Genomic DNA, 24,443 nt, shown 5'->3' with positions numbered 1-24,443 from the left:
TATCAAAGCAAATCCTCGAGATCGTCGCCGGGTGTGGACGCTGCCTCGGGAGCGGCCACCACGGCTTCTTCCTCGACCGCCACAGCGGGCTTCTTCGCCACTTGGATATTCGTCGCCTGTTTGAGTAGGGCTTCAAGCTGGCGCGCACGTTCCGATACCTCGTCCAGCATGGCCGGTTCGGGCAAGTCGTTCGCCAATGCGTCGAAGAAGCCACCCGGCCCAAAACCCCGCACCGTTACCTGGGGAAGTTGAGCCAAAAGCAGGCGCTTGAGCTGTTCGTTGGGTTTGATTGCATCGCCGGTCGCTGCAAGCGTGTCATAGATGCCCAGACGGTCAATTTCGGGAAGGTAAATGATGAGTTGCAGCGTAGGATTTTGTAGCGCCGAAACGAGAAGGCGATTGATATGATCGTCCGTGAAGCCATAGCCGTTGACGATAAGGCAGGCGTTCGGACGCGAGAGAAATTCGGTGAAACGGCGAATGACCTCACCATATACGAATGCGGTGGTCTGAACGAATTTGGATGCGCCGGGGAAAATCATGAAACCCGGCCAGTCATCGGGCTCATCTGAAGCGATGAACTGGTCCACTAATGGCTTTACCGTGGCGCAGGGCAGCTCACACACACTGCCCGAATTACTCGCTGTCCACGAAATAGAGCCGTGCAGCTTTCCGAGATAGAGATTGTATGTTCCGAAACGAGCCTCACCACGCGCCTGCACGTTGCGAAGGCCAAGGTCAAAGCTGCTTGGACGAAAGGCGCGGTCGTGCGTTCCTGAGAAGCCGTTGACACAATGAAGACCAAGCGCCTCCGCCGACCATTCCAGCGCAAGATCGTAGTTGGTCGTAAATGCCCATGGGGCAGCCTGACCTGGCTGACGATTTCCGGCAAGGCGCGACACAAGCCTTATGTGGTTCGATAGCTTCGGATGCAAAATCGCGTGATCCGGCTCCAACCATAGTTTTTCGTCAAGAATTGCCGCTCGCAGAACCGCCTTCCGCAAAGCGTGGCGGGTCACTTTAAGTTCGGCAAGATCAACGCCAACTCGTTCGCCATCCAGACAGGCAATTTCCAACTTATCGAGCAATAGCTCAACATTGCCCTGCTCGCCGTCCGCAAGGAATTTATTGTCTCGAAGGAATTGAACCTGATCAGGATAGTCGCTCTCCAGGAGCGACCAGACATCGTTCATGACCATGCCGCCCACGCCTTTGGAGGCTCCGGCACCAAGCAGCACGCCAACATTTTCCAATCGAATTGCCAGCGCAAGATGAGCCGAAAACTCCTCTTTTGAGAGTTGCCTGCTCCCCCGGATAGCAAAAAAGGTCATGAGAGTTCTCCTAGGGGAGGCAATGCGCGGACGATTTTCATCGTTTCAAGGCTGACCGTGATGACCCGCTGGAACAGCTCAAGCGGGTATTTCGGGTTGCCTACGGTTTCATTAGCGTAGTCGTTGGCGTCATTGACGATGCCGCTAGCTTTGTCGGTCTTGACGACCTGGCGTTCCATCACCCATTCCAGCGCAGGCTTGCCGTTGACGACGTAATCATACGCTCCGAGCGGGATGTTCTGGATGGTGATGTTGTCATTGTAGATAACCGTGCTGCGGTCTTTGTCCTTTCCCTTGCTGCCGAATTTCATCTTGGCAACTCGGTAGAATTTGACCGGGTCGTCCTGGGCTTCGTTGATGAGGGCATGGTCACCTTCTTTGAACGTTACCATGTATGGCTCTACCGTCTCGAAATTCACATGCAGATCGCCAAGCGCACGGCCAGCGTCACGGAAGGCGGCGAAGTCGGCAAAGGTTTTGACCGCCGGGATGCGCGGCAATTGTTTGGCAAGATTGTTGGCAAAACGCTCGCGGTAGTCGGGCGAGTGCAGCAGGCCATAGATATAATAGAACAAGTCTTCCTTGCTGATCTCTTCGCCTGGATAGGCCGCTTGAAAATGCGCCAATCCTTCATCGGTGATGGCGTCGCGGCGGGTGAGGCTGTTGGCGTGATCGCTACTAACAGCAAAGAGGCCATCATCCGGTTGCTCCTCTCCAAACAGATAGAGGGGGAAGCACTGACCTGAATCGACGGTGTGTAGATTTGGAAGAGTGTTCATCATCAGAGCAGAAAATCCCGCCCGGGCTCCGATGCCTGACACCTGAATAACCAAATTGCTCACTTCAGCATTCGGGAAAATACGAGGAAGCTGGCCGCGACGGTCGTTAAACTGCGCGGAATAGAACGCCCAAGAGCGCTCAAACGGGCGGTAAAGGGATTGCGCCGCAACCCCACATTCAATCGAGGCGCGCGCTCCGCGTTTCACGCCCGCAAATAGGTGATCGCTCCAAGAGATGCGGGTGGCGTCGTAATCGACCGCATTCTTGATGTCGTCGATGGATTGTCCGCCCACCTGATCGATAGCCTCGTTGTAGGTCTCGATCATTCGGCCCATATTTATCATTAGCTTGGCGGACGAGAAGTTGTAGGCCCAAGCGTCACGCTGGGTTTTCAGGCCATTCGAGAAATCTTCAAAGATCAGCGTTTCAACCTTGTTGCGCTTGTCGCCAAGCAACATGAACCGGTCAAAACTGCGATCCACCTGATTGAGCCAATCGTTGTCTTCGTCGGGAGTGATCATGCTCCACCCGTCGGCCTTGGTAATGCCGTTGACCGAGGCGTAATCGCGGATGATGCTCAGCTTTTCCTTGGTCGTCAGGTCTGGGCCAATGTCACGGAAATGGATACGCCCGTGTTCCTGCGCCTTCGGGTTCTTGACCAGAACGGCTATGGAAATGCCGGTCATACTGCCCGAGGAAAATACGTTCTGCCCTTCGCGCGCTGCCCCTTTTGAGAGCATGTTCTTCCGAATATCGCCACGGAGATGGAAGATGTATAGATCGCTGAACTCCTCGGCCAAACACTTTCGCATCCCGTCAGCATAGGACCGTTCGATCCATGCACTGCCCGAGACGAAAGCCATAACGCCCGCATCACCGATCCGCTCGCTCGCCCACCGGAAGGCGCGGATGTAACTGTTGTAGAGCGCCGTTTTGAGGGAGGCGGTTGAATGGGCGGCGTAGGTGTCGCGGATTGACCTGTCCAGTTGCGGGTAATTCACCTTCTGCGCGTTGTCATTTGCGCTTTCCTGCCCCGCGGAATATGGCGGGTTGCCGATGATCACCCGGATGTCCAGCGCCTTTTGCTTGGTCCTGCGTTCGGCGTTGTCGGGCAGAAGGTTGGCAACCATGTCACGTTCCTGCTCATACATCTGGAACGTGTCGGTCAGCAGGATGCCTTCGAATGGATCGTAGGGGGCATTGGCGCTCAAACTGCCATAGGCCAGTTCGTGATAAACCGTCTCGATGTTTACGGCGGCAATATAATATGCCAGCAGTACGATCTCGTTGGCGTGAATCTCGTGCTTGTATTTATGCTCCAGTTCATCCGGCGCGATATGGCCCGATTGGAGCAAGCGGGTGATAAAGGTTCCTGTGCCGGTGAATGGATCAAGGATGTGAACACCCTTGGAGCCGAGCGTCTGACCAAACTGCGCTTTCAGCACGTCGTTGACCGAATGGATGATGAAATCCACCACCTCCACAGGGGTATAAACAATGCCAAGCCGCGCCGTGAGCACGGGGAAAGCCGTGCGAAAGAATTTGTCGTAAAGCTCCGTAATCAGCGTCTGGCGCCCTTGCGCAGTTTTTACGTCGGCGGCGCGGCGCTCCACGCTGGCGTAGAACTTGGCAAGACTTTCGGATTCTTTTTCCAGATTATGCTCATGAAGCTGTTCGAGCACGATTTCCATTGCACGGGAAACAGGGTTCTCCTTGGTGAACCGGCTGCCCTTGAACAGCGCATCAAACACCGGCTTGGTGATGAGATGCTGGGCCAGCATCTCGATGGCTTCGGCCTCTGATATTTCCGGGTTCAGGTCGTCGCGCAATTCCTCAAGAAAGGCGAGGAATGAAGCGCGCTCGCGCCCGTCTTTGGCAATGATGGTGGTGATGCGGGTGATGTGGGTTTGGGCGATCTTGGCGATGTCCCGTGCCCAGGTATCCCAATATTCGCGTGTACCGCACTTCTCGACGATCTTGGCCATAATGGCGCGGGTGAATTCATCGAAGATCAGTTCGCCCTGCGCATTCGCATCGATGGATTCGCGGCCCTCGCGCCCCTCTTGCCCAATACCCGCGCCGGTTTTCTCTGCCTTGGTTTTGGTGGTGGCAAAGTCATCCACCACGGCAGTCAATTCTCTCAACTCGGATTCCGAGGATATGCGGACCAACTCAACCTTGTCGCTGATATCCTCGCCAAGTTTGGCCTGGTTGATGCGGGCATCGAGCCGTTCATCATGCGCGCGTAGGGCGTTCAGGATTTGCCAGACGACCCTGTAACGCTCATTGTCGTTCAGCGCCTCTTCGGGTTTCGTGTTGGGCGGGATAGCTACCGGCAGGATCACGTAGCCGAGCTTCTTGCCCTCTGCCCGGCGCATGACGCGCCCGACCGATTGCACCACGTCGATCTGGCTCTTGCGCGGGTGCATGAACATGATGGCGTCAAGCGCGGGGACATCGACGCCTTCCGATAATACCTTGGCGTTGGTTAGGATGCGGCAGACATCGTCGCCTGCATCTTCCTTGAGCCAAGTCAACATTTCCTCGCGGGCACTGGCGTTATAGCTGCCGTCAATGTGTCGGATTTCGGTGCTGAGGTGACGGATATCGTCAATCAGCTCGTTGCTCGTATATTCATCGACTACGCTGGTGAATTCATCCTCGATCATCTGCGATTTCGCAATGCTCTGGCAAAAGGCCAGCGCGCGCTTCATCGGCTTTGGGTCAAACTCCAGATCGGCCTTGAGGTCGCTCTTGGTCAGCGCCTTGTAGCAACCGATAATCTTGGTGGCATCGTCCAGCGTCAGTTCCGCGCCCTCTTTGAGTCGCGTCTGGATCGTATTGGAAACCAGTCCTCCATCGACGGCCAACACGACAACCTTGTAATCAGTCAAAAGCTCCTGCTCGACCGCCCAGCCAAATCCGCGATGGAACAGGTCTTTGCCGAATTTGCTCTCATCATCCATCGAGGCCAGTTCGGCATCGTGATCGTCGGCCTTGCGTTTCGCGCCGTCACCGAAAATGCGCGGCGTGGCGGTCATGTAGAGCCGCTTTGTGGCCGCTACATAGTCATTGCTGTGGATGCGAACGAATGTGCTGTCGTCCTCATCCTTGAGGGTAACCCCCGTTGTTCGGTGTGCCTCGTCACAAATCACCAGGTCGAACGCAGGCAAGCCGTGCTGCTGTTGCGCGCGCGTCAGCACGTCAATGGAATGATAGGTCGAAAAGACAACGGTCATCTTTTCGGGATCGGCCTGCGCGACTTGCCGGGCAAGTTTCTCGGCATCGGTCGTCGCCGGGAATGCGAGATCATGCACATTCAGATCGAGGCTGTCGGCATCCGCCCGTCGCCCGATCCTCACATCAGAACAGGCGGAAAAAGCCGTGAACTCTTCCTTGGCGTCATTCTTCCACTCGCGCACCGTTTGCGACATCAGCGCAAGCGAAGGCACCATGAAGAGGACATGCTTGGCCGGTCCAGCCATTGCCTCTGCGATGCGCAGCGCTGTGAATGTCTTTCCGGTGCCACAAGCCATGATGAGCTTGCCGCGATCATCCTCAGCCAGCCCATCAATCACCGCCGACAATGCATCGCGCTGGTGGTTCCGAAGTTCTTTCTTCGGTGCGAGGCTGATATTGCCGGTGCGCAGAAATTGCGACCAGTCGATGCGGCTGGTCTCGAGTTCCGCAATCCCGATCCTGCGCCAATCCTTGGAAAGCTTGTTCAGCGTCTCCTCGGCGTTGCGCCCAAATTGCTTCTGTGTCGTATCGACAATGATAAGTTGCGTGAACAGGTCATTGGAGGCGGCCGAGATAAAGCTGTCGATGTCGGGCTTCTGAACGGTATGATTGGCAGCGTAGAATTTGCATTGGATTGCTGCGTATCCCGAACCATCGGCAAGCGTTGCCACCAAATCTATACCGGTATCGGCCCCGGACCACCCTTGTAACTTGGCCCATTCCGAAAACGGCATGACATTTGTGAAGTATTGCTTCTGCGTATCGTCGTTCTCAAGAAAGACCCGGACAACGCGCTCGAAATACCCACCCTTTTCGCGCTCATCGCGCGATGCGTTACGGTAGTTCTCTAACAAAGCTGATAGCGAAGTATCAGACATCTAGGCCCCCAGTCTAAAATATTTCTGAATCCTAACCGCTTCGGTTCAGGAAAGGGAGAATTTTCGCAAACCTGTCCACATACTATGGTGGTGACCAGGTGTGTTTCACTCGCTTTCCTGTGCTACAGGATGACGCGGCAGCCAGCCAGTGGCGATAGGTCTCCATGACATGGTCTCAACGAAGTTACCGTGGGGGTATCGGGGGGGGGCAGGAACGTTCCCCTGATCGAGGATCAATCGAGCGGTCGATTGTGCATGGTGCGGTGCAGGTGGAGAGGCATATCTCCATGTCCTGCGAGTGGGTTCAGGGTGGCGCGAAAGCCCTCTGATCGGGTTCAGCGCCGACGCGCTGACGGTATCCAAACGGCGAACGGTTGGTCAGGGATGCAAGGGGCTTGAAGGCTCCTGCTCGACGGGATGGTTCCAAGGAAGGGCAGCGCGAATGCTCCCTTCCTGGTCTCCATGAAATGGTCTGGGGTCTTGGGGGCAGGAACGCCCTCAAGTCGATGGGTGCAGGGAGAGCGAAGTCTCCCTGCGAGTGTTTGACCGGCGATACGGTCTGATGGCTCTGGAATGGGTTCAATGCCCTGAAAGAGCCAAGGCTGGGGGATGCAACGGGGGGCGCTAGCTGCCCCCTTGCCAAGATAGTTTTGTACTACAAAACACATCTTGCTCACCGCCCGAACCGCAACGGAAGCGCCCATGTAGTACAGCTTGCTGCGTAGCAACAATCGAGCGGATACGGAAAAAGGAACGGCGCTAGAACGATGGAGCTTGCCCGCTCTCCCGCCACGATTCACACTGTGCGGAAGGCGATAGATCGGAGAGAGGCTGATGAATGAGGAAGAGCGGGAAATCTTGACGGCGGCCATCGACTGTCACAACCGGATGGTGCGTTATTTTCACGAGTTTCTGCGCGAGCGGGAAACCGGCGAGAAACCGAGCGTGAACGGGCATGACGTGCTGGCAATGTTTGATGAAGTGGAGGCGCATCGCTCCAAGGCCTCGCGGGTGCAGGTGCAGCTTCTCAACCGTATGCTCTGGCCCGCCGATGATGTCGCTTCTTATCTTGGCTCAACATGGCGGCTGCTGACCGGGCCGGCGCTGGGCGGCAAAATACGGCTGGTGCCACATGCGCTGGAACTGCGCGAACCGAAACCCTATACGTACCCGGAAGCCGGTTAGTTGCCTCCCTCCTTATCCTCCCGGGGGAAAATGACAAAACGGCCGGTAAGGGCCATGCCGGGTACTATTTCACAATTCAACCCGCCGCGCGTATTGATGAAGGCCACCCCGGCCCGGTGATATTGCACCCGCTCCGTCCCGGTGCGATCCTGAAAATCTTCTGCAATGAGTATGTCGTAAACTGGCTTTTTCATTTTATTTTAAAAATTACCATTAAAATCCATTTTATTTGCAAATAGAAAATGTACTACCAAATAATAATAACAGCTCCCGGCATGCCATCGCCGTATGATATGGCAGGTGTGCCTGCTAAAAATTTACTATCCCATGAATAGGCGGCAGATGGCGGATCACCACTAGAGGGTCTTCCTGCGCTTGCTTGTCCCCTTACTCTGTTGTGAGCATGGAATCCCTCAAAATTTGGAACAGCAGCCCCACGGGTAAAAAGCTGCTGTAAAGTAATTTGAGGGTAGTCGCCACCTGTTGAGCTTCCGTTTGGTGCAGATCCGGCATTTATGTTTCCTTGGGCGCCTGCTGAGGCGGTCATTCCGCCAAAGCTGGTAGTGCCGCCTGTATTATATACAGCACCACCTGCCCCTATTGTTACGGGCATAGATGTTCCTGGCGTTACATCTAAGACTTTAGCTGTGGTTCCGCGTCCTCCACCAAGCCCCAGATAATTTGCTCCACCACCACCACTAGAAATCCACGCCAGGATTTTTGTTACTCCGGCTGGAACGGTCCATGTTCCCGATGTGCCAATGACCATTATGTTGGTAAAAACATCAACACTCCCACCCTCCACATTTGCATCGACATAGGCCTTGGTGGCGGCATCTTGCGGATTCGTGGGGTCGGCAAGGTTGACAACCCGATTTGTTGTCATATCAAGATCGCCGGTTGCCGTGTGATTGCCGAGATTGTCACCGCCGCCGATACAGCTCGGTCCGTTGGCAACCATAACGCGGTTGGTTCCGGCGCCCGCAACCGCTACAAACTTGCCGCCGCCATAGTAGATATCGTCCCAAGTATTATTTTCCGGCGCAGCGCGAGCCGTCCAGTTTTCTCCATCGGGTGAGGTCATGATGCGGTTCGTGCCATCGGTCGATAACGCCGTAAACATGCCGTCTCCGTAGGCCACCGCAGCCCAGCGGTTATTTTCCGGTGCGGCGCGGGCTGTCCAGTTTTCTCCATCCGTTGACGTCATGAGGCGGTTCGTGCCGGACCGGGCAACAGCGACAAATTTCCCGCCACCGAACGTGACATCCATCCATTGATTGTCCTCCGGCAGTGCGTGTGCCGCCCAGGTCACACCGTCCGGTGAGGTCATAATACGGTTTGTATTCCCCCCCGATCTTGCCAGAGCAACGAATTTTCCGTTCCCGTAGGTAATGCTGGTCCAATAGTGGCTGGTGGCAGGCGTTGCCACGGTCCACGTAATACCATCTGACGAATGCATAATGCTGTTGCCGGGTGCCTGAGCAACAGCGACGAATTTTCCACCACCATATGCTATATCGACCCAGGATTTTGACGGTGCACTGCGCGATGTCCACGTAATACCATCAGGAGAGGTCATAACGCGGTTTGATCCGTTATAGGAAACAGCGACAAATAACCCATTGCCGTAGGTGACGCCGTACCATTGGTTGGTTTCCGGCTGTGTTCTGGCTGTCCAGTTGACCCCATCCGGGGATGTCATGATGTAATTTGTCTCACTCCCGGTATAGGCGACCGCAACAAAAATGCCGCTGCCGTAGGTGATGCCTGTCCAGGCATTATTTTCGGCGGCAGGATGTACTGCCCAGTTTACGCCACCCTCTTCGCAAACTTGTTCTGTCCCGGTGTTGTTATCGGCTGCGCAAACCCAGCCAGAACCATTATATTTAGCCACTTCACCAGCCTCGCAGCTCATATTCGCGAGAATATCACTGTCGGGTGGCAGGGGCAGATTGTCGGTGCAGTTGATGACGCTACCATCCGAATTACACCATTTGCCGTTGGTGAGCGCTCCCACCTTCGGGTCGGTTTCCGTGTATCCGGTTCCCGCCGCAATATTGGTATCGACATAAGCTTTGGTTGCGGCGTCAGCGCCCACCGTCGGCATCGCAAGATTAACAATCTTATTGCCCGTCATATTCAATTGGCCGTTTATTTCGGCGGTTCCGGCAACATCCAGCCGCGCGGACGGAGCACCGGTTCCAATGCCCACTTCACCAGTTTTCAGGATAGCGATGGCGGGACTACCTGGGACGGTCGTTTGACCGATTTTGAGCTTGTTACCATCTGCGCCGTCAGAAATTATATGCCAGTAGTGCGGAGTGCCTCCGGACTCAGCCGTCCGCAGATAGACTATCGCCCTTGCACCGGGTTGGGAGACATGCGCCCACAGCCCGGCATTCCCACCGCCCTCGTTGATGACGTGAATATATGCAGGGTCAGTAGAGTCATGCTTGACGTGGAGTATATTGGTTGGCTCATTTGTTCCGATGCCGACAAGGTGTTTTTCTTCATCAACGAAAAGCGTGTCGCCATCCACCGCGAGACCGCTATAAAGAGTGGTGTCACCCGTAACGCTGAGTGTACCGCCTAGCGTGGTTGAGTTGGTTACCGAAAGACTATGTAAGTCAGCCAACCCCGCTGCCGTAAGCGTGCCGACATTGGTCGCCCCGGCATTGAGGCCTTCGAGCGTCGTCGTGCCGTCGACATCGAGATTGCCGACCACATTGGCAGATCCCATTGTTGCCGCGCCACTGATGTCAAGCGCGCCGTCAACATCAACGTCGGCCGTTATTAGCTTGGACAGGAGCTCAACGGCTGTGCCGCCAAGCGCCTGGATATAATCCACCTTGATGGCAGGCCGAGCCGGATCGGAGGCGGCATCAACACCAAACACCACGTCCCCTCCATCATTCTTGACTTGCAGATTTTTGGCGATTTCAGCCGTTTCCGGATCACCTGATTTCAGGTTCCACAGTCCGCCGCCCATGATGGCAGCTTCGCCATAGGTGTAGCTCATCACGATGTCGTCACTGCCGCCCACGCGGATCAGGTAATCCGGCGCATCACCGCAGCCTGTCTGGAAAATCCGGTCTGCGCCGGATGAGATAATGGCAATGGTAACCTGTTCTTCAGTGTTGGCTCCGGCGAGACGCCGCTGCGAAGTCCCGCCGCAGCCGGTTCCATCAACCTGCGCGCCGTGATCCCAGACACAATATCCATAGCTATCGCCCCAAGGGTCGAGTTGCGAAGCACCCAATGAAGTGGGCAAGAAGCCGCCACCATCTGGCGGTGATCCAATACCGGTCGTTTCCCATTCAATCGGCTCTAAGAAACCATCCGCATCACAATCACCCCCGGCGTCCTGCTGCGCCGCAGCCACAAGAGCCAGCCGGCCGGCCGCGATCATCGCATTCTCAGCCACCGTGCGCTGGGTTACATTATGCATCGAGCGTACCGGGCCCTTCATGATGGTCATGGTGGACACGCCGAGCACACCAACCAGCCCCACCGCGCCGAACAGGGTAAAAAACACATTGCCCGATTGGCGCAGGGAGCGGCGGGACTTATTCATGGCTGCAGCCATTTAAACGGCGAAATGCAACGCCAAATAGAATTGTGAATAGAAAATAGATAAAAGGCTTAACGCACAAGTATAAATGTATTTTTAGCATAAGAGCCCTCTTGCATTACAAAGTATGCATATTATGCATACAAGGTATTCTTAAGCAACTAGAAAGTATCCAGATACATATAGAGCGTTAAAATATATGCGTACATATAATCAGATAACGCTAACAACAAAAAACGTCCCGACAAAAGGGACGTTAATGGGTTTGCGGCAACTGTTATAAAAATACAGTTGGCTCCAGCCTTTGTTCTCGCGCGTTGCAAGGCAGCTCTGCGCGGTCGGATCGAATGCATTCATAAAGAAGCCGGCTGCTACAAAGCCTCCGGCACAAAGGAGAGCTATCTTTCCCCATCCCCACTGCTTGTTCATCGTCTCACACGCCTTATAGCCGCCAGCAATCCCGGCTCGCTTGCACGCCCGCGAATGGGACTGCCACGTAGCGCGCTCGATGCTGCCTTTTTAACCGTTCAGTGTTTCCTCTTTGCGTGTTAGGCCGATGGCAGCGGCTGGCTTTTGTTTTGCGGCCCGGTTCTGGCTGTTTCAGCGGTCGTTATCTCCTTGATAAGTTCGATCGCAGCGTAGATTTGGGCGGCTTCCAATCCGACAAGAACGACAGTCCACCAGTAGTACGAAGTGAGACTGGGCGCGGCAGAAACGCTCTCGGGAAGCAGGGTAACAATAATGAAGCTGATGCCGAGGACGCCCCAAAAACACGCCCACCAGCTTGTGACCTTTTCGTAATTCCCGTTACCGACAAACACCGAATGCAGGTTCTTCATGGCCTCGTAGGGCTTCCAAAACCACATGACCGGTACAAAATACCAGTAGATGGCCCCTGCTGAGGTCACCGATTGTGGCCCTGCAATGGCGTGGGCAGTGACGGTCGCGCGATACTTCCAGACCAGCCAGAGGATCAGGGCGGCAAGAGAGGGGATAGCGTAAATTATGGTGAAGTCCTCACTCTCCAAGAGCGTCAGCGTTCCAAAACGCTGCTGGTCACTTCGGGCCTTGACCAACATGCCGCCCACAAGGGCAGACGAAAGAAAACATACCCAAAGTGTCCAGTAGAGCAGCTTGCCCACCATCCTGTTGTCGTAAACCCGGTAAGATACGGGAGTGGTAACCGGCGCAATCGATGCCTTTGGCGCTTCGGAAGCTACCTGAGGCGGTTCTATCGTTTTTTCACCGAGCAGTTTTCGCAGGTCGGTGCGAAAAAGCGGTGTCCATTCCGCAATCTTTTCCGACCAGACTTTTGTATGCGCATTGACGACACCGGCAGTCAGGAGAGCGCCCATTTGTTCTTCGGTGAACGGCCCTTTCCGATCCGCACCTTCGCTGTTGTAAAACCAAATGGCCTGTGTTTCGGACACTGCGAATTCCTCCTGTTGTTCAGAGTCTATGCCGTTAAGGCTTGTCGTCTTCCTGACGGCGCATAGCGCGGGTGAGCGTCCAGGGCGCGATGTCGAAATCACCGGCAACGGCTGTGATCGTTTCGCCCGCGCGCACGCGTTGGCTCGCAGCGAATAGCTGGGCGTCATTCAGCTTGCGCGGGCGGCCCAGGCTCTTGCCACGGGCTTTTGCAGCAGCCAGCCCCTCTTTCGTGCGCTGCGAGAGGGTGCGGCGCTCAAACTCAGCGAGCGCGCTCATCATGGTGTAAACGAAGATGCCGGCCGGCGTGCTGGTATCGATACTCAGACTGGCGATGCGGAAGTGAATGCCGCGTTTGCGCAGTTTTTCGGCCTCGGCCAGTGCGTCGATCACTGAACGGAATGCTCGGTCCAAGTCCCAAACCACCAGCATATCACCCTGATTCAGGGATTTGATGACACGCTCATAGACCGGCCTGCGCGGGCAGACCGCCGAGAGTTTTTCGATGTGCAGTTCGTCGCAGATCATACGTAGCCCGTCTATCTGGCGGTCCGGACGCTGCTCTGCGGTCGAAACACGCAGATAGCCGATGGTTCTCATCGCCTTGGCTACTTTGCTTGACAGTTGGCTGGGCTCTGAGGTCTCCACAATATGGTTCGTTTTCGTGCGCGGCTTCTCAGGCACGCGGACGCCTTTTTTTCGTTGTCGGGAAGGGCGCTTTGCTGCGCGCCCAACAAAAATTGTACCCGAAAGCAAAAAGGGGATTCAAATTTCAACGAAAACGAACGTTTTTGTTGACGTCGGGTGTGACTTTCACATGGGTGGTACAGTGCTGTCCCGCCTGCGGCCTTCGATCAATCCGTGGCTTTCGGATTGAGAGAAACCACGCGTCCGCTCGCCCGGCCAAGGTCAAGAGCCTCGCTGTCCCAGGCGCGTTCCTGATCGGGATAAGCGCGGCGCATGACCAGTTCGAATATCGCCGCGCTTGCCGAATAGGCGAGCATGTCCACGGGCCTGCGCCCGAAACTATCTGCTTGCCATAGATCGCAGTCAGGAAATCCGAGCAGAAGAGAGACAGCATCTTCGCTTTGCCGGAAGATGGCAATGTGCAGCGGCGTCAGCCCGGCATAGGGATCGCCGCGATTGAGCTGTCCCGGGTCCGCTTCCAGGATCGTCGCCGCCTGTTCGATGTTGTCCATGTAGATCGCGCGCAGGAGCGAATAGCTCGCGCGCCGGTGTCCGTCCATCGGCTGGAAACGGGCGAATAGTCCTTGCCCGGCGGCCTTGCGCTTGGGCTGCAAGCTCATAGCATCGCTCCGATAGCTAGCGGGTTGGAAATCAGTCTTTCAATCTCGGCGGTGTTCTCAATGCCAGGAGCAATAAAATGATCGCCGGGCGCGCGCAGAAAATCTGTCGGCTTGCGGTGATAGACATATTCGCGGGCGTAAGTCATGACGACGCGGTTTTGCACATCCGGCAGCGGCGACACATTCACCTGTGCGTTGCCGTCAAGATGAAACCCTAGGCCAAGCGCGTCTGCGAACTCCCGGTGCATGTGGGCGAGATCGCCTGCCGATAGCGCGGTCCAATCGTTGCGGACGACCTGACGGACTTCGCCGGGCGTGAAGAGTGCCAGTTCATGGGGATTGGCCGCTTCATTGGGGCCGTTGGCGGTTATCAGGATCGAATGAAACTTGCCGACGCGGGTCAGGCAATCGCGCAGGAACAGGTGAATGCTGTTGCCGGACGCGATCCCCACACCTTCATAGATCACGCGCGTATCAAGCGTTACAAAGTCCGGCGGGAAGAGGATCGACAGCGGGAACTCGGCAGCGTGATAGTACCCCATCGGGGTTGCGCGAAGGATCAGGATGGAACGCTCTGCAATGTACTGTTTGATGTCGGCTGAGCGTTTGAGCCGCGCGTCGCGGTCGAACGATGCCGGATCGTCCAGGAAGCGGCGAACAAGCGGCATCGGCAAATAGGAATTGCGGTCTTGCGCGGGCGCGCAGAGATAGACACCCGCAAAGCTGTTCAGCACTTCCTGTTCCCAACTGTCGTAATCATCCATTGCCGCCAAATGGAAATAGAAGTCGAACGAGCTTTCACCGACCTGCGCGAAGATGTTTTCCGGTGAGAGTTTTTGACGGAACTGCGGATCGTGATGCGCGGCGATCCAATCGATCACCGTATCAAGGTGAGGGTCGGCCAGCGCGAATTTACGCAGCCGGGTAAGATATTCCCGGTGAAACGTTACGCCGCGCCAATCGCTGATGGCGTCGGCAACAGCGCTGAACGATAGATGCGGATGGGCCTTGATGAGCGCATTGAGCTTTTCAATCACGCGCTCATACGCATAGCGATCAAATTTTCCGCGCTGCGCTCCGGCCACGCATCCTGCCCCCATTGTTACAAGTCTGTCTCGGACTTTCCGCCACGTACTCTCTAATCATTTCGAACCGGCAGAAACGCGCGGTTCGCTTCTTTCCATACCGCTGCGCGCTTCTCCGGCCAAGGCAATCACCTGGCTAGCGAAGGAGAAATCGCATGTTCAAGGAATTTTCCGACATCGCCCCGAAAGCGGTCCTCGCGGCCGCGCTCGTGTGGGGCGGGACCAACTATCTGCTAATCGGGCCGGAAGTGGCGGCGCGGGTTGCCCGCGCCGACTATCTGCCCGCCTGTGAAGCGGACTTCGCCGCGATGGTGACACAGACGGAAGACGCCCGCATCCGCGCGGTGCCGAAGCCGCAAACGCATTCGCAGCAGGACATAGCCGCCGCGCAATATAATGCGCTTCAGTCCAGTCCCTTCATGCAGCAACTCCGCCAGCTTAGCGGCGGCGGCGATCCGTTTGGCTTCAACCGTGCCGCCAATGTCGCGCTGGGTCAGTTGGCCGAAAAGAAACGCATGGCGCAGCAGGCTTACGAAAGCGCTGTCACGCGGATCAAGGCACAGACCGCAACCGAGCTCGCCCGCTCGGGCACGGTGTGCGGCTGCGTGGCCGATGCCGCCATTGACGATGTCCGAACCGAATGGGCGGTGTTCTCCGGCACACTTGGCCTGATCCGTCCCGCCGCCGTGCGCGAGTTCGATGAACGGCTCTCCCAAGCCTTCGATACCGGTCAATGCACCGGCGAACGGGGCCACTCATGAGCGCGAGCGTCTATTATCGCGGCGGTGGTTTCGAGGTGAATGAAGCGCTCCTGAAAACCCCGCGCAAGAGCTATGCGCTTGAGCGCATCGAATATGTATCGGTCACGCGGCCGCTGCTCTTGTTCACCGGTCCACCCGCCATCGGATTGATCGGCTTTGCGGTGTCGTTCTGGCGGTATCTGCATTGGGGAGAAATCCTCACCCTCGCAGGTCTGTCGGCAGCGGCGCTGATCCTTGCCACCAGGGTCGGCACGCTGCGGGTGCATTCACTCGCCTTGCGGGACGATGAAGTGGCGCAAAGCTTCGGCCCCATTGACCGGCTGCGCGCGGTGCGCGGCGCGGTCGAAGCGGCGATGGCCCGGCGCGGCGGCAACGGTCTGGTCCTCGAACAATTTGATGAGGACGCGTCATGAGCGTTCCCGTTCAACCCAAATCAGCGCAGGTCAACAAAGCGGCGCTGGGTGCCGGCCTCTTGGCCGTCACCGCCTATCATTTGTCGTCATCGGTTGCCGCATGGACGTGCCTTGCGGCGGCCGCCCCGCTCGCGCTCGCGGCCGGAACCGGGTTGGTCAAGGATTATCGCCTGCGGCGCAATCTCGAAAAGGCGGCACGGGCTTCGGCGGACCACGGTACGGCGCGGCAGGCAAGCTGGGAGGACCTGACCGCGCGCGGCATGGATAATCCGGCCAGCGGCAATTTCCTGGGGCTATACGAAGAAATCGCCCCGGCATTTTCGCCGCCGCGCACGCCGTTCTCCTTGATCGAGATGCCACCCGGCGTCGGCAAAACCGTGAACTATGTGATCGGTTCGATTTTGCATCAGGCACGGCTCGGCAAGTCGCTGTTCATCCCCGATGTCAAATGCGAGCTGGCACCCATGCTGGTCGGCGCGTTGCGGGACATGGGGATCGAGGTCTGGTGCATCAATCCAGCGGGAGCGCATAAAGACCTGTGCGGAGACACGCCGCTCAATCTCTATCAGGCCGTGGTCGATGCCGCGCATGCACCTGATTCCTTCCGGCAGGACGCCATCAAGCTCGCCTTCGATCTGGCTGAACTGCACCTGCCGGAAAGCAAGGGCGGCGAAGACCGTAATGTCTATTTCACCAACGGATCGAAGCGCTGCATCGCCATCGCGATATTGAGTCAAGCGCTCACCGATCCGGCGCATTGCACGCCCTCGGACGTATTCGCGCTGCTCAATGACCCATCCACCTTTCAAAAGCGGCTTTTGTTTCTGCGCTTTGAGTTGGAGCGGCTTCTACCGGGTGATCCGGTTGCGCAATTCCTCAAAGCTGAAGCCGGCGGACTGCTGTCGCTCTTCCGCGACAACCCGGAAAACGCCTCGTCCTTTCTCGAAGGTGCAACCCAGCGGCTGCTGTCCTTCAACCAAGGCGGCCGCATGGCGGGCTATGGCCGCGCGGCCAGTCACAATATCGCCGATATGCGCCATCGCCAGATCGTCGCCTTTGTCATGGCTCCGCTCTCCCATGCGCGGGAATTTGCACCGGTGGTCTCGCTGCTCACCCATAGTCTTCTGGAGGCGGCAAAGCGCAAACCATCCGGTCATCCAGTTCATATCGTCGGCGAGGAAGCGCTCAACTTCCGCTTTGCCGATCTCGCCTCCGACATGGAGACCATGCGCGGCCTCAAAATCTCGGCGGACCTCTATATCCAGTCCTTTGACGGCCTGATCCGCAAATACGGACGCGAGGCGGCCAGCGCCATCGAGTCCTATTGCGATGTGAAGATTTACGCAGGACTGAACTCATTGGCACGGGCCAAGCATGTCTCCGACATGCTGGCCGAGTCCACCATTCGCCGGCAGGACTATTCCTACAGGGCGGAAGTCAGCGACATCAATGTTTCCAGCCGGGAACTCGGCCGGCGGCTGATGACGCCCGATGAAGTCCTGACGATGGACCGTGACAAGGCATGGGTGTTTGTGCGCGGCCTGCGCCCGGTGCTGCTCACCATGGTGGATTACGGACGCATCTCGCCCTGGCAAACGGAAGTGGCTGACAATCCGCTGGAAGGTGCAAAGCTTTCCGGTGAGTCCGTCTTTTCCATCCGCTATCCGGCAGATGCAAAGCCGCAGCTCGACCGGAAGCGCACGCCAAAATCCAAAACAGATCAACGATTTGTTTGGCCGGTGCGGCTGAGGCATCTGCTCTGGCTGCCGCCTGTGCTGGCGCTGCTGCTGATTGATCCGGGCATCATACCGACGCCGCATCTGCGCTTTGCCGGAACTTATTCCAGCACGTCCGCCGATCCGTATTTCCATCACTGCGATTATTTCGGGCTGCATTCACGGCGCGTCACGCCGCCGGACGGACGCTGCCCGATCATCGCTTTCCTCACCTCGTTCTGAGCCGAATGGAGTCCCGTCATGTCCAACCGTTTCCGCCTCAATCTCGAAGCGCCGTTTCTGCAATCGGCAAGCCTTAGCCAGACTCTCACCAGCAGGGTCTCATATCAGCAGGCAGCGGCAAATGAAGTGCCGTTACAGCAAGGAACCGATGTCTTTCTGCGCCGTCCATCGCCGCCGAGCCGTGACAAGGGCGTTGATTACACCGGCAAGACAATGGCCCGCTATATTGACGGCCTCGAAGCGCGCATGCTCGCGCATATGCGCAAACATGCGCCGCACTGGCATCGACAAGAAACCGAGAAAATTTTGCGGAGATGGTCGGCACCGCAGCTTCCGGCTCCCGCGCCCCGCTGGGCACCGCCCATCGACCGGCGCGCGCAAGCGAAGGATTACGCTGCTGCTCTCCTGAATGAGCGGCTACGGACGCGGATGGACAGGTTCGCCGAAATCCGTTCCGCCCGACTGATAAACGACGGTGATCGCCCACAGCTCCGCCAATCGTTTCGCATGAAGCAATAACCCGGATGCGCTCGCTCGAATACTTACCCGTGAGCACATGCAGCGCATCTTTTACTTGTCATAACTCAACTAATGGTTGTACAATTAAATAAGGGTAGAATAATGGACAAGAATTCCGATAATATCTCCGGAAGAAACGTCAAAGACGTATTCAACCGACCGGCCAAGCCCATCGTGGGCGTCGATGTCGAGAAATACAAGGTCTTCCTTGATGATCCGGCTCTGGCCGAGACGCAAAAAGAAGAGTTCCTGCAAGCGCTCTGGTCGATAATCGTGACGTTTGTCGAGTTGGGGTTCGGCGTTCACCCGCTGCAAAGCGTTTATCAGCAGGACGATGAACACCCCGCCAAGCTTTTGGGCGAAGAGTTTGACAAGGCTGGGCAGAGCGATTCCAATGGTAAAAACAACAAGGATGGCGGCCTGCCTAACCGCCCCGAAATAGAATGAAAACACACGAAAAACACGACGAAATCAAAAAGGCTGTCATCTACTGCCGCGTATCCAGCGCCAAGCAAACGGTGCGCGGCGATGGCCTTGGTTCTCAAGAGACGCGCTGCCGCGAGTTCGCGAAGTATAAGGGTTATGAGGTTGTCGAAGTATTTCGCGACGACAGTTCGGGGAGCCTGACATCGCGTCCAGGCATGCAAGCCATGCTGGCTTTTCTCAAGCACCAGCGCAAAGAACCGCATGCCGTTATCATCGACGACATTAGCCGCCTCGCACGCGGCCTGATGGCCCACTTCGAATTGCGTGTGCAGATCGGCGATGCTGGTGGCGTGCTGGTCAGCCCGTCCATCGAGTTTGGCGAGGATTCCGACTCGCAGCTTGTCGAAAACCTTCTCGCCTCGGTGTCGCAGCATCAGCGCCAGAAGAATGGCGAGCAAACCATTAACCGCATGCGGGCGCGGGTTCAGAATGGTTATTGGGTGTTTCAGGCACCGGTCGGATATCGCTACGAGCGCGAAAGCGGTCACGGCAAGATTCTGGTCCGTGACGAGCCCAATGCATCCGTATTGCAGGAAGCCTTCGAAGGCTACGCCTCGGGCCGGTTCGAAACGCAGGTCGAGGTCAAGCGCTTCCTCGAAGCTCAGCCCAGCTTTCCAAAGGACCTCCCCAACGGCGAAATTCGCAATCAGCGCATTTATGACTTGCTGACACGCACCGTTTATTCCGGCTATGTTGAAGCGCCGAATTGGGGTGTCGGCCTCCGCGAAGGCAAGCATGAGGGCCTCATCACCCTCGAAACCTTCGAGAAAATTCAGGACCGTCTCAAGAGCACGGCCAAGGCTCCGGCGCGCAAGGACATCAACGAGGATTTTCCGCTGCGCGGCTTCATCCTCTGCGATGATTGCAACAAGCCACTGACCGCCTGCTGGTCGCAGGGCAAGCATCGCAAGTATCCCTACTACCTCTGCGCCACAAAGGGTTGTCCCAGCTATCGCAAGTCGATCAGTCGCGACAAACTGGAGAGCGAGTTCGGAGCTGTCCTGAAAGAACTACAACCCGCAGAAAGCATGTTCATGTTGGCCAAGACCATGTTCAAGGACGCCTGGGACATGCGGCTGGCGCAAGCCTCGCAAGCGACCAAAACGCTCAAGGCAGGCATCGCGAAACTCGAATCGCAGATCGACATCTTGCTCGATCGCATTGTCGATTCCGGAAACGCTTCCGTGGTTTCTGCCTACGAAAAGAAGATCGCCAAACTGGAAAGGGAGAAGGCTCTCGCCGCCGAAAAGCTGGCGACAAGCGGCAAGCCGCAGCGGACCTTGGAGGAGTCGTTCGAACACGCCCTCCGGTTTCTCTCAAGCCCTTGGAGTATATGGGAAAATTCTGGCTTGATCGGCAAGAAGACAGTCCTCAGACTGGCCTTTTTGGAGCCTCTGGCCTACAGCCGAAATGAAGGACTTCGAACACCTAATTTTGCCTTTCCATTCAAGGCTTTAGGTGAAATTCACAGTGGAAAATGCGAGATGGCGCGCCCGAAAGGATTCGAACCTCTGACCCCCAGATTCGTAGTCTGGTGCTCTATCCAGCTGAGCTACGGGCGCGTGCCGCCTTGGCGACTGTCGAAGCAGTGTTCGCTGCCGCCGACCGCGGTTAACTAGCGAGTGCGGCGTAGAATTGCAAGCGCTATCGAAGGAATTTTCTGGATATCTGCACAGCTTGTCCAATTAGCGTCATTTAAGGTCAGCCCAGACGCGGTTGATCGGGGATGCTGATCGCGAAAACCGTATGTCCGCCAGTGCTTTCCACAAGCTCCAGCGCGCCGCCATGCGCCCGCACCAATTCCTGTGCAATTGCCAGGCCAAGCCCGGTTCCCCCGCTTTTTGCGGAGCCGCGGAAGGGCGCAAACAGGTTTTCGCGTGCTTTTTGCGGCAGGCCGGGGCCGGTGTCGGTCACATGGATTCGCGCCGTGTGGTCCTCCCGGTCGGCAGCGACCGTCAGGCGCTTGATGACGGATGGTTCGCTGTCGCCCGCCATCGCCTGAATGGCGTTGCGGCAAAGATTCGCCAGCACGCGGAAGAGATGTTCCGAATCGGCGTTGATCTCGAAATCCTCCGGCACCGCATTCACGAATTCGATTCGGTCATCGGTTTCGAGCGGCAGCACGCTCTGCACCTCGTCCACCAGCGCATGCAGCCGCAGACGGCGGCGGGTCGGCGGGGCTTCCTGCGTGCGGCCATAGTTGAGAACGCCTTCGGTGTAGATCACGGCGCGGTCGAGCGTGCGCAGCAGGCGCGGCGTCAGCATCTTCACCGCCGGATCGTCCACCGTGCTCAGCCTGTCAGACATCAGATGGGCCGAGGCCAGCATGTTGCGCATGTCGTGGTTGATCTTGGAGACGGCCAGTCCCAGATCGGCAAGCCGCTTCTGTTCGCCCAGCGTTTTCTGAAGCGCCGACTGCATGCGCGCCAGCTCGCGTTCTGCAACGCCGATCTCGTCGCCGCGTTCTTCCGGCGAGATGACGCGACGCGGATCGTCCGGCGTTGCGGCGAAGGAGAGCATGGACTGCGTCATCGCGCGGATCGGGCGGATCATGATCCGGTTGATGGCGTAGAAGACCAGTGTGGCCGTGAAGAGCGAGATGATCAGCGAGAGAAACGCCACATTGCGCGCATAGGTGAGCATGGCGTCGCGCAAGCCCGCATCGGGTATCAGTATCTCGAAGATTTTGCCCGTGTCGCCCACGGTTCCGTAGATGCGGAACACACGGTCGCCGCCGAAGAAAAGTGTCGAGAAGGTCTGTGCGATGGCGGCCGTCGGCGTGATGGCGTCAAGGTCGATATGTTCGTCGACCATGGGCGGCATGTCGGTCACGACGAGAATGCGGGAGACATCCGCATCACGCACGGCGATGGCTTTCACGCCGGTGGCCATTAACAGCTCGTCGCGGATGGGCGGGGCGAGTTTTTCGTCTTCGCCTTCCATCAGGATGATGCTCACGGAGGCCGCGTTCTCGAGCCGCTGCATCATCCACTGCATGCCGAAATTGGCGACCGAAGGGATGAAGATCAGCACTTCGGCGATCATCACGAAAAGGATGGTGAGAACCAGAAGCTTGGTGGAGAGGCCGCGCGTCAGCGGCACCGTGTCGGTCTCGCGCGGCTTTTCGCCGGTATCGCCCGCCATTTTCTCTGCCATCGCTCAGCGTCTCTCCGGGCCGGATGCGGCTTTGTTGGTCGTGGGCGCTCTCAAGGCTGATCAGCCGAACCGACGCAGAAACCGCACCAGAGCGCGCACCAGAGGCTTGCGTGTCGTCTCCGTGAAATACGTGATCGCCGCGCGTTTGCCAATCTCGGTCATGGTCGGGTAGGGGGCGATGTAGCCCGCCACATCGCGCACGCCGAGCTTTTGCGAGATGGCGAGCGCCCAGAAACTGATCATCTCGCTCGCATTGGCCCCGGCAATCGACGCGCCGAGAATGCGGCCCTTGCGGTCGGTTACAAGCTTTATCAGGCCTTCGGTTTTGCGCTCCGTCTGGGCGCGGTCGTTTTCCGAATAGGGCCAGCGCAGAGTGCTGATCCTGCGGTGGTGCTTGCGCGCTTCCTCTTCGCTCAGTCCCACATGGGCGATCTCGGGGTCCGTATAGGTCGCCCAGGGGATGATGGTCCGGTTCTCGCGCGCATTGAGGCGAAACAGCAGGGCGCGCACCACCAGACCCGCATGATAGCCGGCCACATGGGTGAACTGCAGCCCGCCCGCCACATCGCCAATGGCGTAGACCCGGCGGTTCTTCGTGCGCAGCTTGTCGGAAACCGTGATGCCGCGCCGGTCATGCGTGATGCCGGCCCTGTCGAGGTCGAGCGCCTCGATGTTGGGCGTGCGTCCGGCGGCGATCAGCAGGTGTGAGCCATCAATGGTGTGCGCGCCATCGGCGTCTTCGATCTGAACGCGCACGCCCGTGCGGCCGCGCTTGCTCACCTGCGTGACCCTGGTGTGTTCCAGCACGGTCACGCCTTCTTCGCGTATCCTGGCGAGCGCGAAGGCCGTGAGCTCCGGGTCGTCCTTGCCGAGGGCGGAAAGCGCTTCCACCACCGTCACCTTGCAGCCCAGACGCCTGTGCGCCTGCGCCAGCTCCATGCCGATGGGGCCGCCGCCAATGATGATCAGGTGGGATGGTTTGCGGGTTTGCGAGAAGATCGTCTCATTGGTGAGGAAGGGCACATCCTCCAGACCGGGGATTGGCGGGACAAGCGGCGACGAGCCCGTCGCGATCACGAAGCGCCGGGCGCGGATCTCGTAATCGCCGGCGGTGACCGTGCGGGCGTCCTTGAAGCGCGCCTCTTCCTGGATCACCTGAACGCCAAGCGCGGTGAAGCGCTCGACGGAATCGTTTGGCGCAATGGCGGCGATGGTCGCCTCCACATGCTGCATCACCTGACGGAAATTCACCTCCGCCTCGGCCGGCGCGATGCCAAAGGCCGCGCCATTGCCCATCAGATGGGCCTGCTTTCCCGCGGCGATCAGCGCCTTGGAGGGCACGCAGCCATAGTTGAGACAGTCGCCGCCCATCTTGCCGCGCTCGATCAGCACGACCGGCACGCCGAAGGCGGCAGCGGCTGCCGCAACGCTCAGGCCGCCGGAGCCGGCGCCAATGACGCAGATATCGGGAGTGAGGAGGGTCATTCAGGCAGTCTCTTGCTTGTTCAGGGCAGTCAGGCGTCGGGCGAGCGGCGCAGTTTCTTCACCACGACCGGGATCGCGGCGACCAGCGCCAGTGCGCCAAAGGCGAGGGTGAGTTGCGGCGTTACCAGATCGCCGAGCGTCACTTCCCGCCCGGCTTCAGCTGCGGCGACCAGAACGCTGTCCAGTCCGTGGCCCAGATAGGCATAGGCGAAGGTGCCCGGCAGAATGCCCAGAAACGTTGCCGTTGCATAGGTGCGCAACGAGACGTTGAACAATGCAGGCGCGATATTCACCACCCAGAAGGGAAAAATCGGCGCGAGCCGCAGCACCAGAAGATAATTGAAGGCGTCGTCCTCAAACCCCCTGGCCATGCGCGAGACGCGCCCGCCGATCTTTTGCGCGAGAACGCCGGAGAGCGCGCCGCGCGCGGCCAGAAACACGGCGGACGCGCCAATCGTGGCGGCAACCGCAACCAGCGCCCCGCCCAGAAGCCAGCCGAAGAGAAAACCCGCAAAGAGGGTCAGAATGGACGCGGCGGGAAAGGAGAAGGCGACGGCGAGCGCATAGAGAACGGCAAAGCCGAGCGGCGCCAGAACCGGGTTCTGCGCCACGAAACCGCGCAGAACGTCACGGCTTTCCGAAAGGAAAGTGAGCGAGAGATATTCGTGCAGCCCCAGCGCATAGCCGGCCAGAAGACCGCCGGCCACGACAAACAGCGGAGCCAGGCGCTTCAGCAGGGAGCGCTTTGGTTTCTCGTTCCTGTCATTCGCTGTCGTCTGCATCACCGTCATCTTTCGATCTCCGCGGGGCTTACGCATTTTGTGCGGCGTATGGCCGTACATGCGTGTTGAGACCGGTCT

19 protein-coding genes, 1 tRNA gene and 1 pseudogene are annotated in these 24,443 nt (G+C 57.7%); 7 read left to right on the top strand and 14 right to left on the bottom strand.

What is annotated here, in order from left to right; translation table 11 throughout:
- Positions 1-2 precede the first annotated feature (2 nt).
- Positions 3-1,331 (bottom strand): SIR2 family anti-phage-associated protein, encoded by a 1,329-nt coding sequence (locus tag AC4PTT_RS16785; protein WP_492161703.1) that lies wholly within the window; start codon positions 1,329-1,331, stop codon positions 3-5.
- Positions 1,328-6,229 carry a DEAD/DEAH box helicase gene (locus AC4PTT_RS16780; protein WP_492161702.1) on the bottom strand — a complete coding sequence of 1,634 codons (4,902 nt, stop codon included), beginning with the start codon at positions 6,227-6,229 and terminating at the stop codon, positions 1,328-1,330. Before AC4PTT_RS16780 ends, AC4PTT_RS16785 begins: the two co-directional genes overlap by 4 nt.
- 834 nt (positions 6,230-7,063) lie before the next feature.
- Here AC4PTT_RS16780 and AC4PTT_RS16775 point away from each other — a divergent pair.
- A complete protein-coding gene (locus tag AC4PTT_RS16775; RefSeq protein WP_492161701.1) occupies positions 7,064-7,414 on the top strand; it encodes a hypothetical protein in 351 nt (116 codons plus the stop codon).
- On the opposite strand, the gene AC4PTT_RS16770 is transcribed toward AC4PTT_RS16775, so the two are convergent.
- The 7 genes from AC4PTT_RS16770 to AC4PTT_RS16740 all read right to left on the bottom strand — a co-directional run bounded on the left by AC4PTT_RS16770 (position 7,411) and on the right by AC4PTT_RS16740 (position 14,805).
- Positions 7,411-7,608 (bottom strand): hypothetical protein, encoded by a 198-nt coding sequence (locus AC4PTT_RS16770; protein ID WP_492161700.1) that lies wholly within the window; start codon positions 7,606-7,608, stop codon positions 7,411-7,413. The two genes, AC4PTT_RS16775 and AC4PTT_RS16770, sit on opposite strands and share 4 nt — an antisense overlap.
- A 53-nt stretch (positions 7,609-7,661) precedes the next feature.
- Positions 7,662-10,892 carry a hypothetical protein gene (locus AC4PTT_RS16765; RefSeq protein ID WP_492161699.1) on the bottom strand — a complete coding sequence of 1,077 codons (3,231 nt, stop codon included), beginning with the start codon at positions 10,890-10,892 and terminating at the stop codon, positions 7,662-7,664.
- Between the two features lie 306 nt (positions 10,893-11,198).
- A complete protein-coding gene (locus AC4PTT_RS16760; RefSeq protein WP_492161698.1) occupies positions 11,199-11,414 on the bottom strand; it encodes a hypothetical protein in 216 nt (71 codons plus the stop codon).
- Positions 11,415-11,533: 119 nt separating this feature from the next.
- Positions 11,534-12,415 carry a GYF domain-containing protein gene (locus AC4PTT_RS16755; protein WP_492161697.1) on the bottom strand — a complete coding sequence of 294 codons (882 nt, stop codon included), beginning with the start codon at positions 12,413-12,415 and terminating at the stop codon, positions 11,534-11,536.
- A 34-nt stretch (positions 12,416-12,449) separates the two neighbouring features.
- A complete protein-coding gene (locus AC4PTT_RS16750) occupies positions 12,450-13,097 on the bottom strand; it encodes a recombinase family protein (RefSeq protein WP_492161696.1) in 648 nt (215 codons plus the stop codon).
- A 170-nt stretch (positions 13,098-13,267) separates the two neighbouring features.
- A complete protein-coding gene (locus AC4PTT_RS16745) occupies positions 13,268-13,720 on the bottom strand; it encodes an ankyrin repeat domain-containing protein (protein ID WP_492161695.1) in 453 nt (150 codons plus the stop codon).
- Positions 13,717-14,805, bottom strand: coding sequence for a hypothetical protein (locus AC4PTT_RS16740; RefSeq protein WP_492161694.1), 1,089 nt, complete (start codon positions 14,803-14,805; stop codon positions 13,717-13,719). Before AC4PTT_RS16740 ends, AC4PTT_RS16745 begins: the two co-directional genes overlap by 4 nt.
- A 155-nt stretch (positions 14,806-14,960) precedes the next feature.
- On the opposite strand from AC4PTT_RS16740, the gene AC4PTT_RS16735 reads away from it, so the two are divergent.
- From AC4PTT_RS16735 to AC4PTT_RS16710, 6 genes and pseudogenes are all read left to right on the top strand, one after another.
- The gene (locus AC4PTT_RS16735; protein ID WP_492161693.1) at positions 14,961-15,566 is read left to right on the top strand and encodes a hypothetical protein; all 606 of its coding nucleotides are present in this window, start codon (positions 14,961-14,963) and stop codon (positions 15,564-15,566) included.
- On the top strand, positions 15,563-15,979 hold the full coding sequence (locus tag AC4PTT_RS16730; protein ID WP_492161692.1) for a hypothetical protein: 417 nt from the start codon (positions 15,563-15,565) through the stop codon (positions 15,977-15,979). Before AC4PTT_RS16735 ends, AC4PTT_RS16730 begins: the two co-directional genes overlap by 4 nt.
- Positions 15,976-17,937: a type IV secretory system conjugative DNA transfer family protein gene (locus AC4PTT_RS16725; protein WP_492161691.1), complete on the top strand. Its 1,962-nt coding sequence runs from the start codon at positions 15,976-15,978 to the stop codon at positions 17,935-17,937. Before AC4PTT_RS16730 ends, AC4PTT_RS16725 begins: the two co-directional genes overlap by 4 nt.
- 18 nt (positions 17,938-17,955) lie before the next feature.
- Positions 17,956-18,456, top strand: a complete 501-nt coding sequence (locus AC4PTT_RS16720; RefSeq protein WP_492161690.1) for a hypothetical protein — start codon at positions 17,956-17,958, stop codon at positions 18,454-18,456.
- Between the two features lie 102 nt (positions 18,457-18,558).
- A complete protein-coding gene (locus AC4PTT_RS16715) occupies positions 18,559-18,903 on the top strand; it encodes a hypothetical protein (RefSeq protein ID WP_492161689.1) in 345 nt (114 codons plus the stop codon).
- Positions 18,900-19,883: pseudogene (locus AC4PTT_RS16710) on the top strand (recombinase family protein); the annotation flags it as partial. The gene AC4PTT_RS16715 and the pseudogene AC4PTT_RS16710, both read left to right, overlap by 4 nt.
- Positions 19,884-19,952: 69 nt before the next feature.
- On the opposite strand, the gene AC4PTT_RS16705 reads toward AC4PTT_RS16710, so the two are convergent.
- The 5 genes from AC4PTT_RS16705 to AC4PTT_RS16685 form a co-directional block, all read right to left on the bottom strand.
- A complete protein-coding gene (locus tag AC4PTT_RS16705; RefSeq protein ID WP_492161688.1) occupies positions 19,953-20,243 on the bottom strand; it encodes a hypothetical protein in 291 nt (96 codons plus the stop codon).
- 184 nt (positions 20,244-20,427) lie between these two features.
- Positions 20,428-20,504: transfer RNA gene (locus AC4PTT_RS16700), tRNA-Arg, on the bottom strand.
- A gap of 139 nt (positions 20,505-20,643) precedes the next feature.
- Entirely contained in the window at positions 20,644-22,098 is a 1,455-nt protein-coding gene (locus tag AC4PTT_RS16695) for a sensor histidine kinase (protein ID WP_113154272.1), read from the bottom strand.
- 60 nt (positions 22,099-22,158) lie between these two features.
- Positions 22,159-23,583, bottom strand: a complete 1,425-nt coding sequence (locus AC4PTT_RS16690) for a dihydrolipoyl dehydrogenase family protein (protein ID WP_492161687.1) — start codon at positions 23,581-23,583, stop codon at positions 22,159-22,161.
- Positions 23,584-23,612: 29 nt separating this feature from the next.
- The gene (locus AC4PTT_RS16685; RefSeq protein WP_206547118.1) at positions 23,613-24,374 is read right to left on the bottom strand and encodes a TVP38/TMEM64 family protein; all 762 of its coding nucleotides are present in this window, start codon (positions 24,372-24,374) and stop codon (positions 23,613-23,615) included.
- Positions 24,375-24,443: the final 69 nt, after the last annotated feature.

Source organism: Nitratireductor sp. WH36-1 (assembly GCF_058725515.1).
Note: the sequence above shows the minus strand (reverse complement) of the source record. Positions and strands in the feature narration are given on the sequence as shown.

What these genes read in the sequence shown, in the direction of transcription:
- AC4PTT_RS16735 (WP_492161693.1), top strand. Translation starts at nt 14,961, where the DNA reads ATGTTCAAGGAATTTTCCGACATCGCCCCGAAAGCGGTCCTCGCGGCC.
- AC4PTT_RS16780 (WP_492161702.1), bottom strand. Translation starts at nt 6,229, where the DNA reads ATGTCTGATACTTCGCTATCAGCTTTGTTAGAGAACTACCGTAACGCA.
- AC4PTT_RS16720 (WP_492161690.1), top strand. Translation starts at nt 17,956, where the DNA reads ATGTCCAACCGTTTCCGCCTCAATCTCGAAGCGCCGTTTCTGCAATCG.
- AC4PTT_RS16770 (WP_492161700.1), bottom strand. Translation starts at nt 7,608, where the DNA reads ATGAAAAAGCCAGTTTACGACATACTCATTGCAGAAGATTTTCAGGAT.
- AC4PTT_RS16775 (WP_492161701.1), top strand. Translation starts at nt 7,064, where the DNA reads ATGAATGAGGAAGAGCGGGAAATCTTGACGGCGGCCATCGACTGTCAC.
- AC4PTT_RS16765 (WP_492161699.1), bottom strand. Translation starts at nt 10,892, where the DNA reads ATGACCATCATGAAGGGCCCGGTACGCTCGATGCATAATGTAACCCAG.
- AC4PTT_RS16715 (WP_492161689.1), top strand. Translation starts at nt 18,559, where the DNA reads ATGGACAAGAATTCCGATAATATCTCCGGAAGAAACGTCAAAGACGTA.
- AC4PTT_RS16685 (WP_206547118.1), bottom strand. Translation starts at nt 24,374, where the DNA reads ATGACGGTGATGCAGACGACAGCGAATGACAGGAACGAGAAACCAAAG.
- AC4PTT_RS16745 (WP_492161695.1), bottom strand. Translation starts at nt 13,720, where the DNA reads ATGAGCTTGCAGCCCAAGCGCAAGGCCGCCGGGCAAGGACTATTCGCC.
- AC4PTT_RS16690 (WP_492161687.1), bottom strand. Translation starts at nt 23,583, where the DNA reads ATGACCCTCCTCACTCCCGATATCTGCGTCATTGGCGCCGGCTCCGGC.
- AC4PTT_RS16785 (WP_492161703.1), bottom strand. Translation starts at nt 1,331, where the DNA reads ATGACCTTTTTTGCTATCCGGGGGAGCAGGCAACTCTCAAAAGAGGAG.
- AC4PTT_RS16730 (WP_492161692.1), top strand. Translation starts at nt 15,563, where the DNA reads ATGAGCGCGAGCGTCTATTATCGCGGCGGTGGTTTCGAGGTGAATGAA.
- AC4PTT_RS16725 (WP_492161691.1), top strand. Translation starts at nt 15,976, where the DNA reads ATGAGCGTTCCCGTTCAACCCAAATCAGCGCAGGTCAACAAAGCGGCG.
- AC4PTT_RS16695 (WP_113154272.1), bottom strand. Translation starts at nt 22,098, where the DNA reads ATGGCAGAGAAAATGGCGGGCGATACCGGCGAAAAGCCGCGCGAGACC.
- AC4PTT_RS16760 (WP_492161698.1), bottom strand. Translation starts at nt 11,414, where the DNA reads ATGAACAAGCAGTGGGGATGGGGAAAGATAGCTCTCCTTTGTGCCGGA.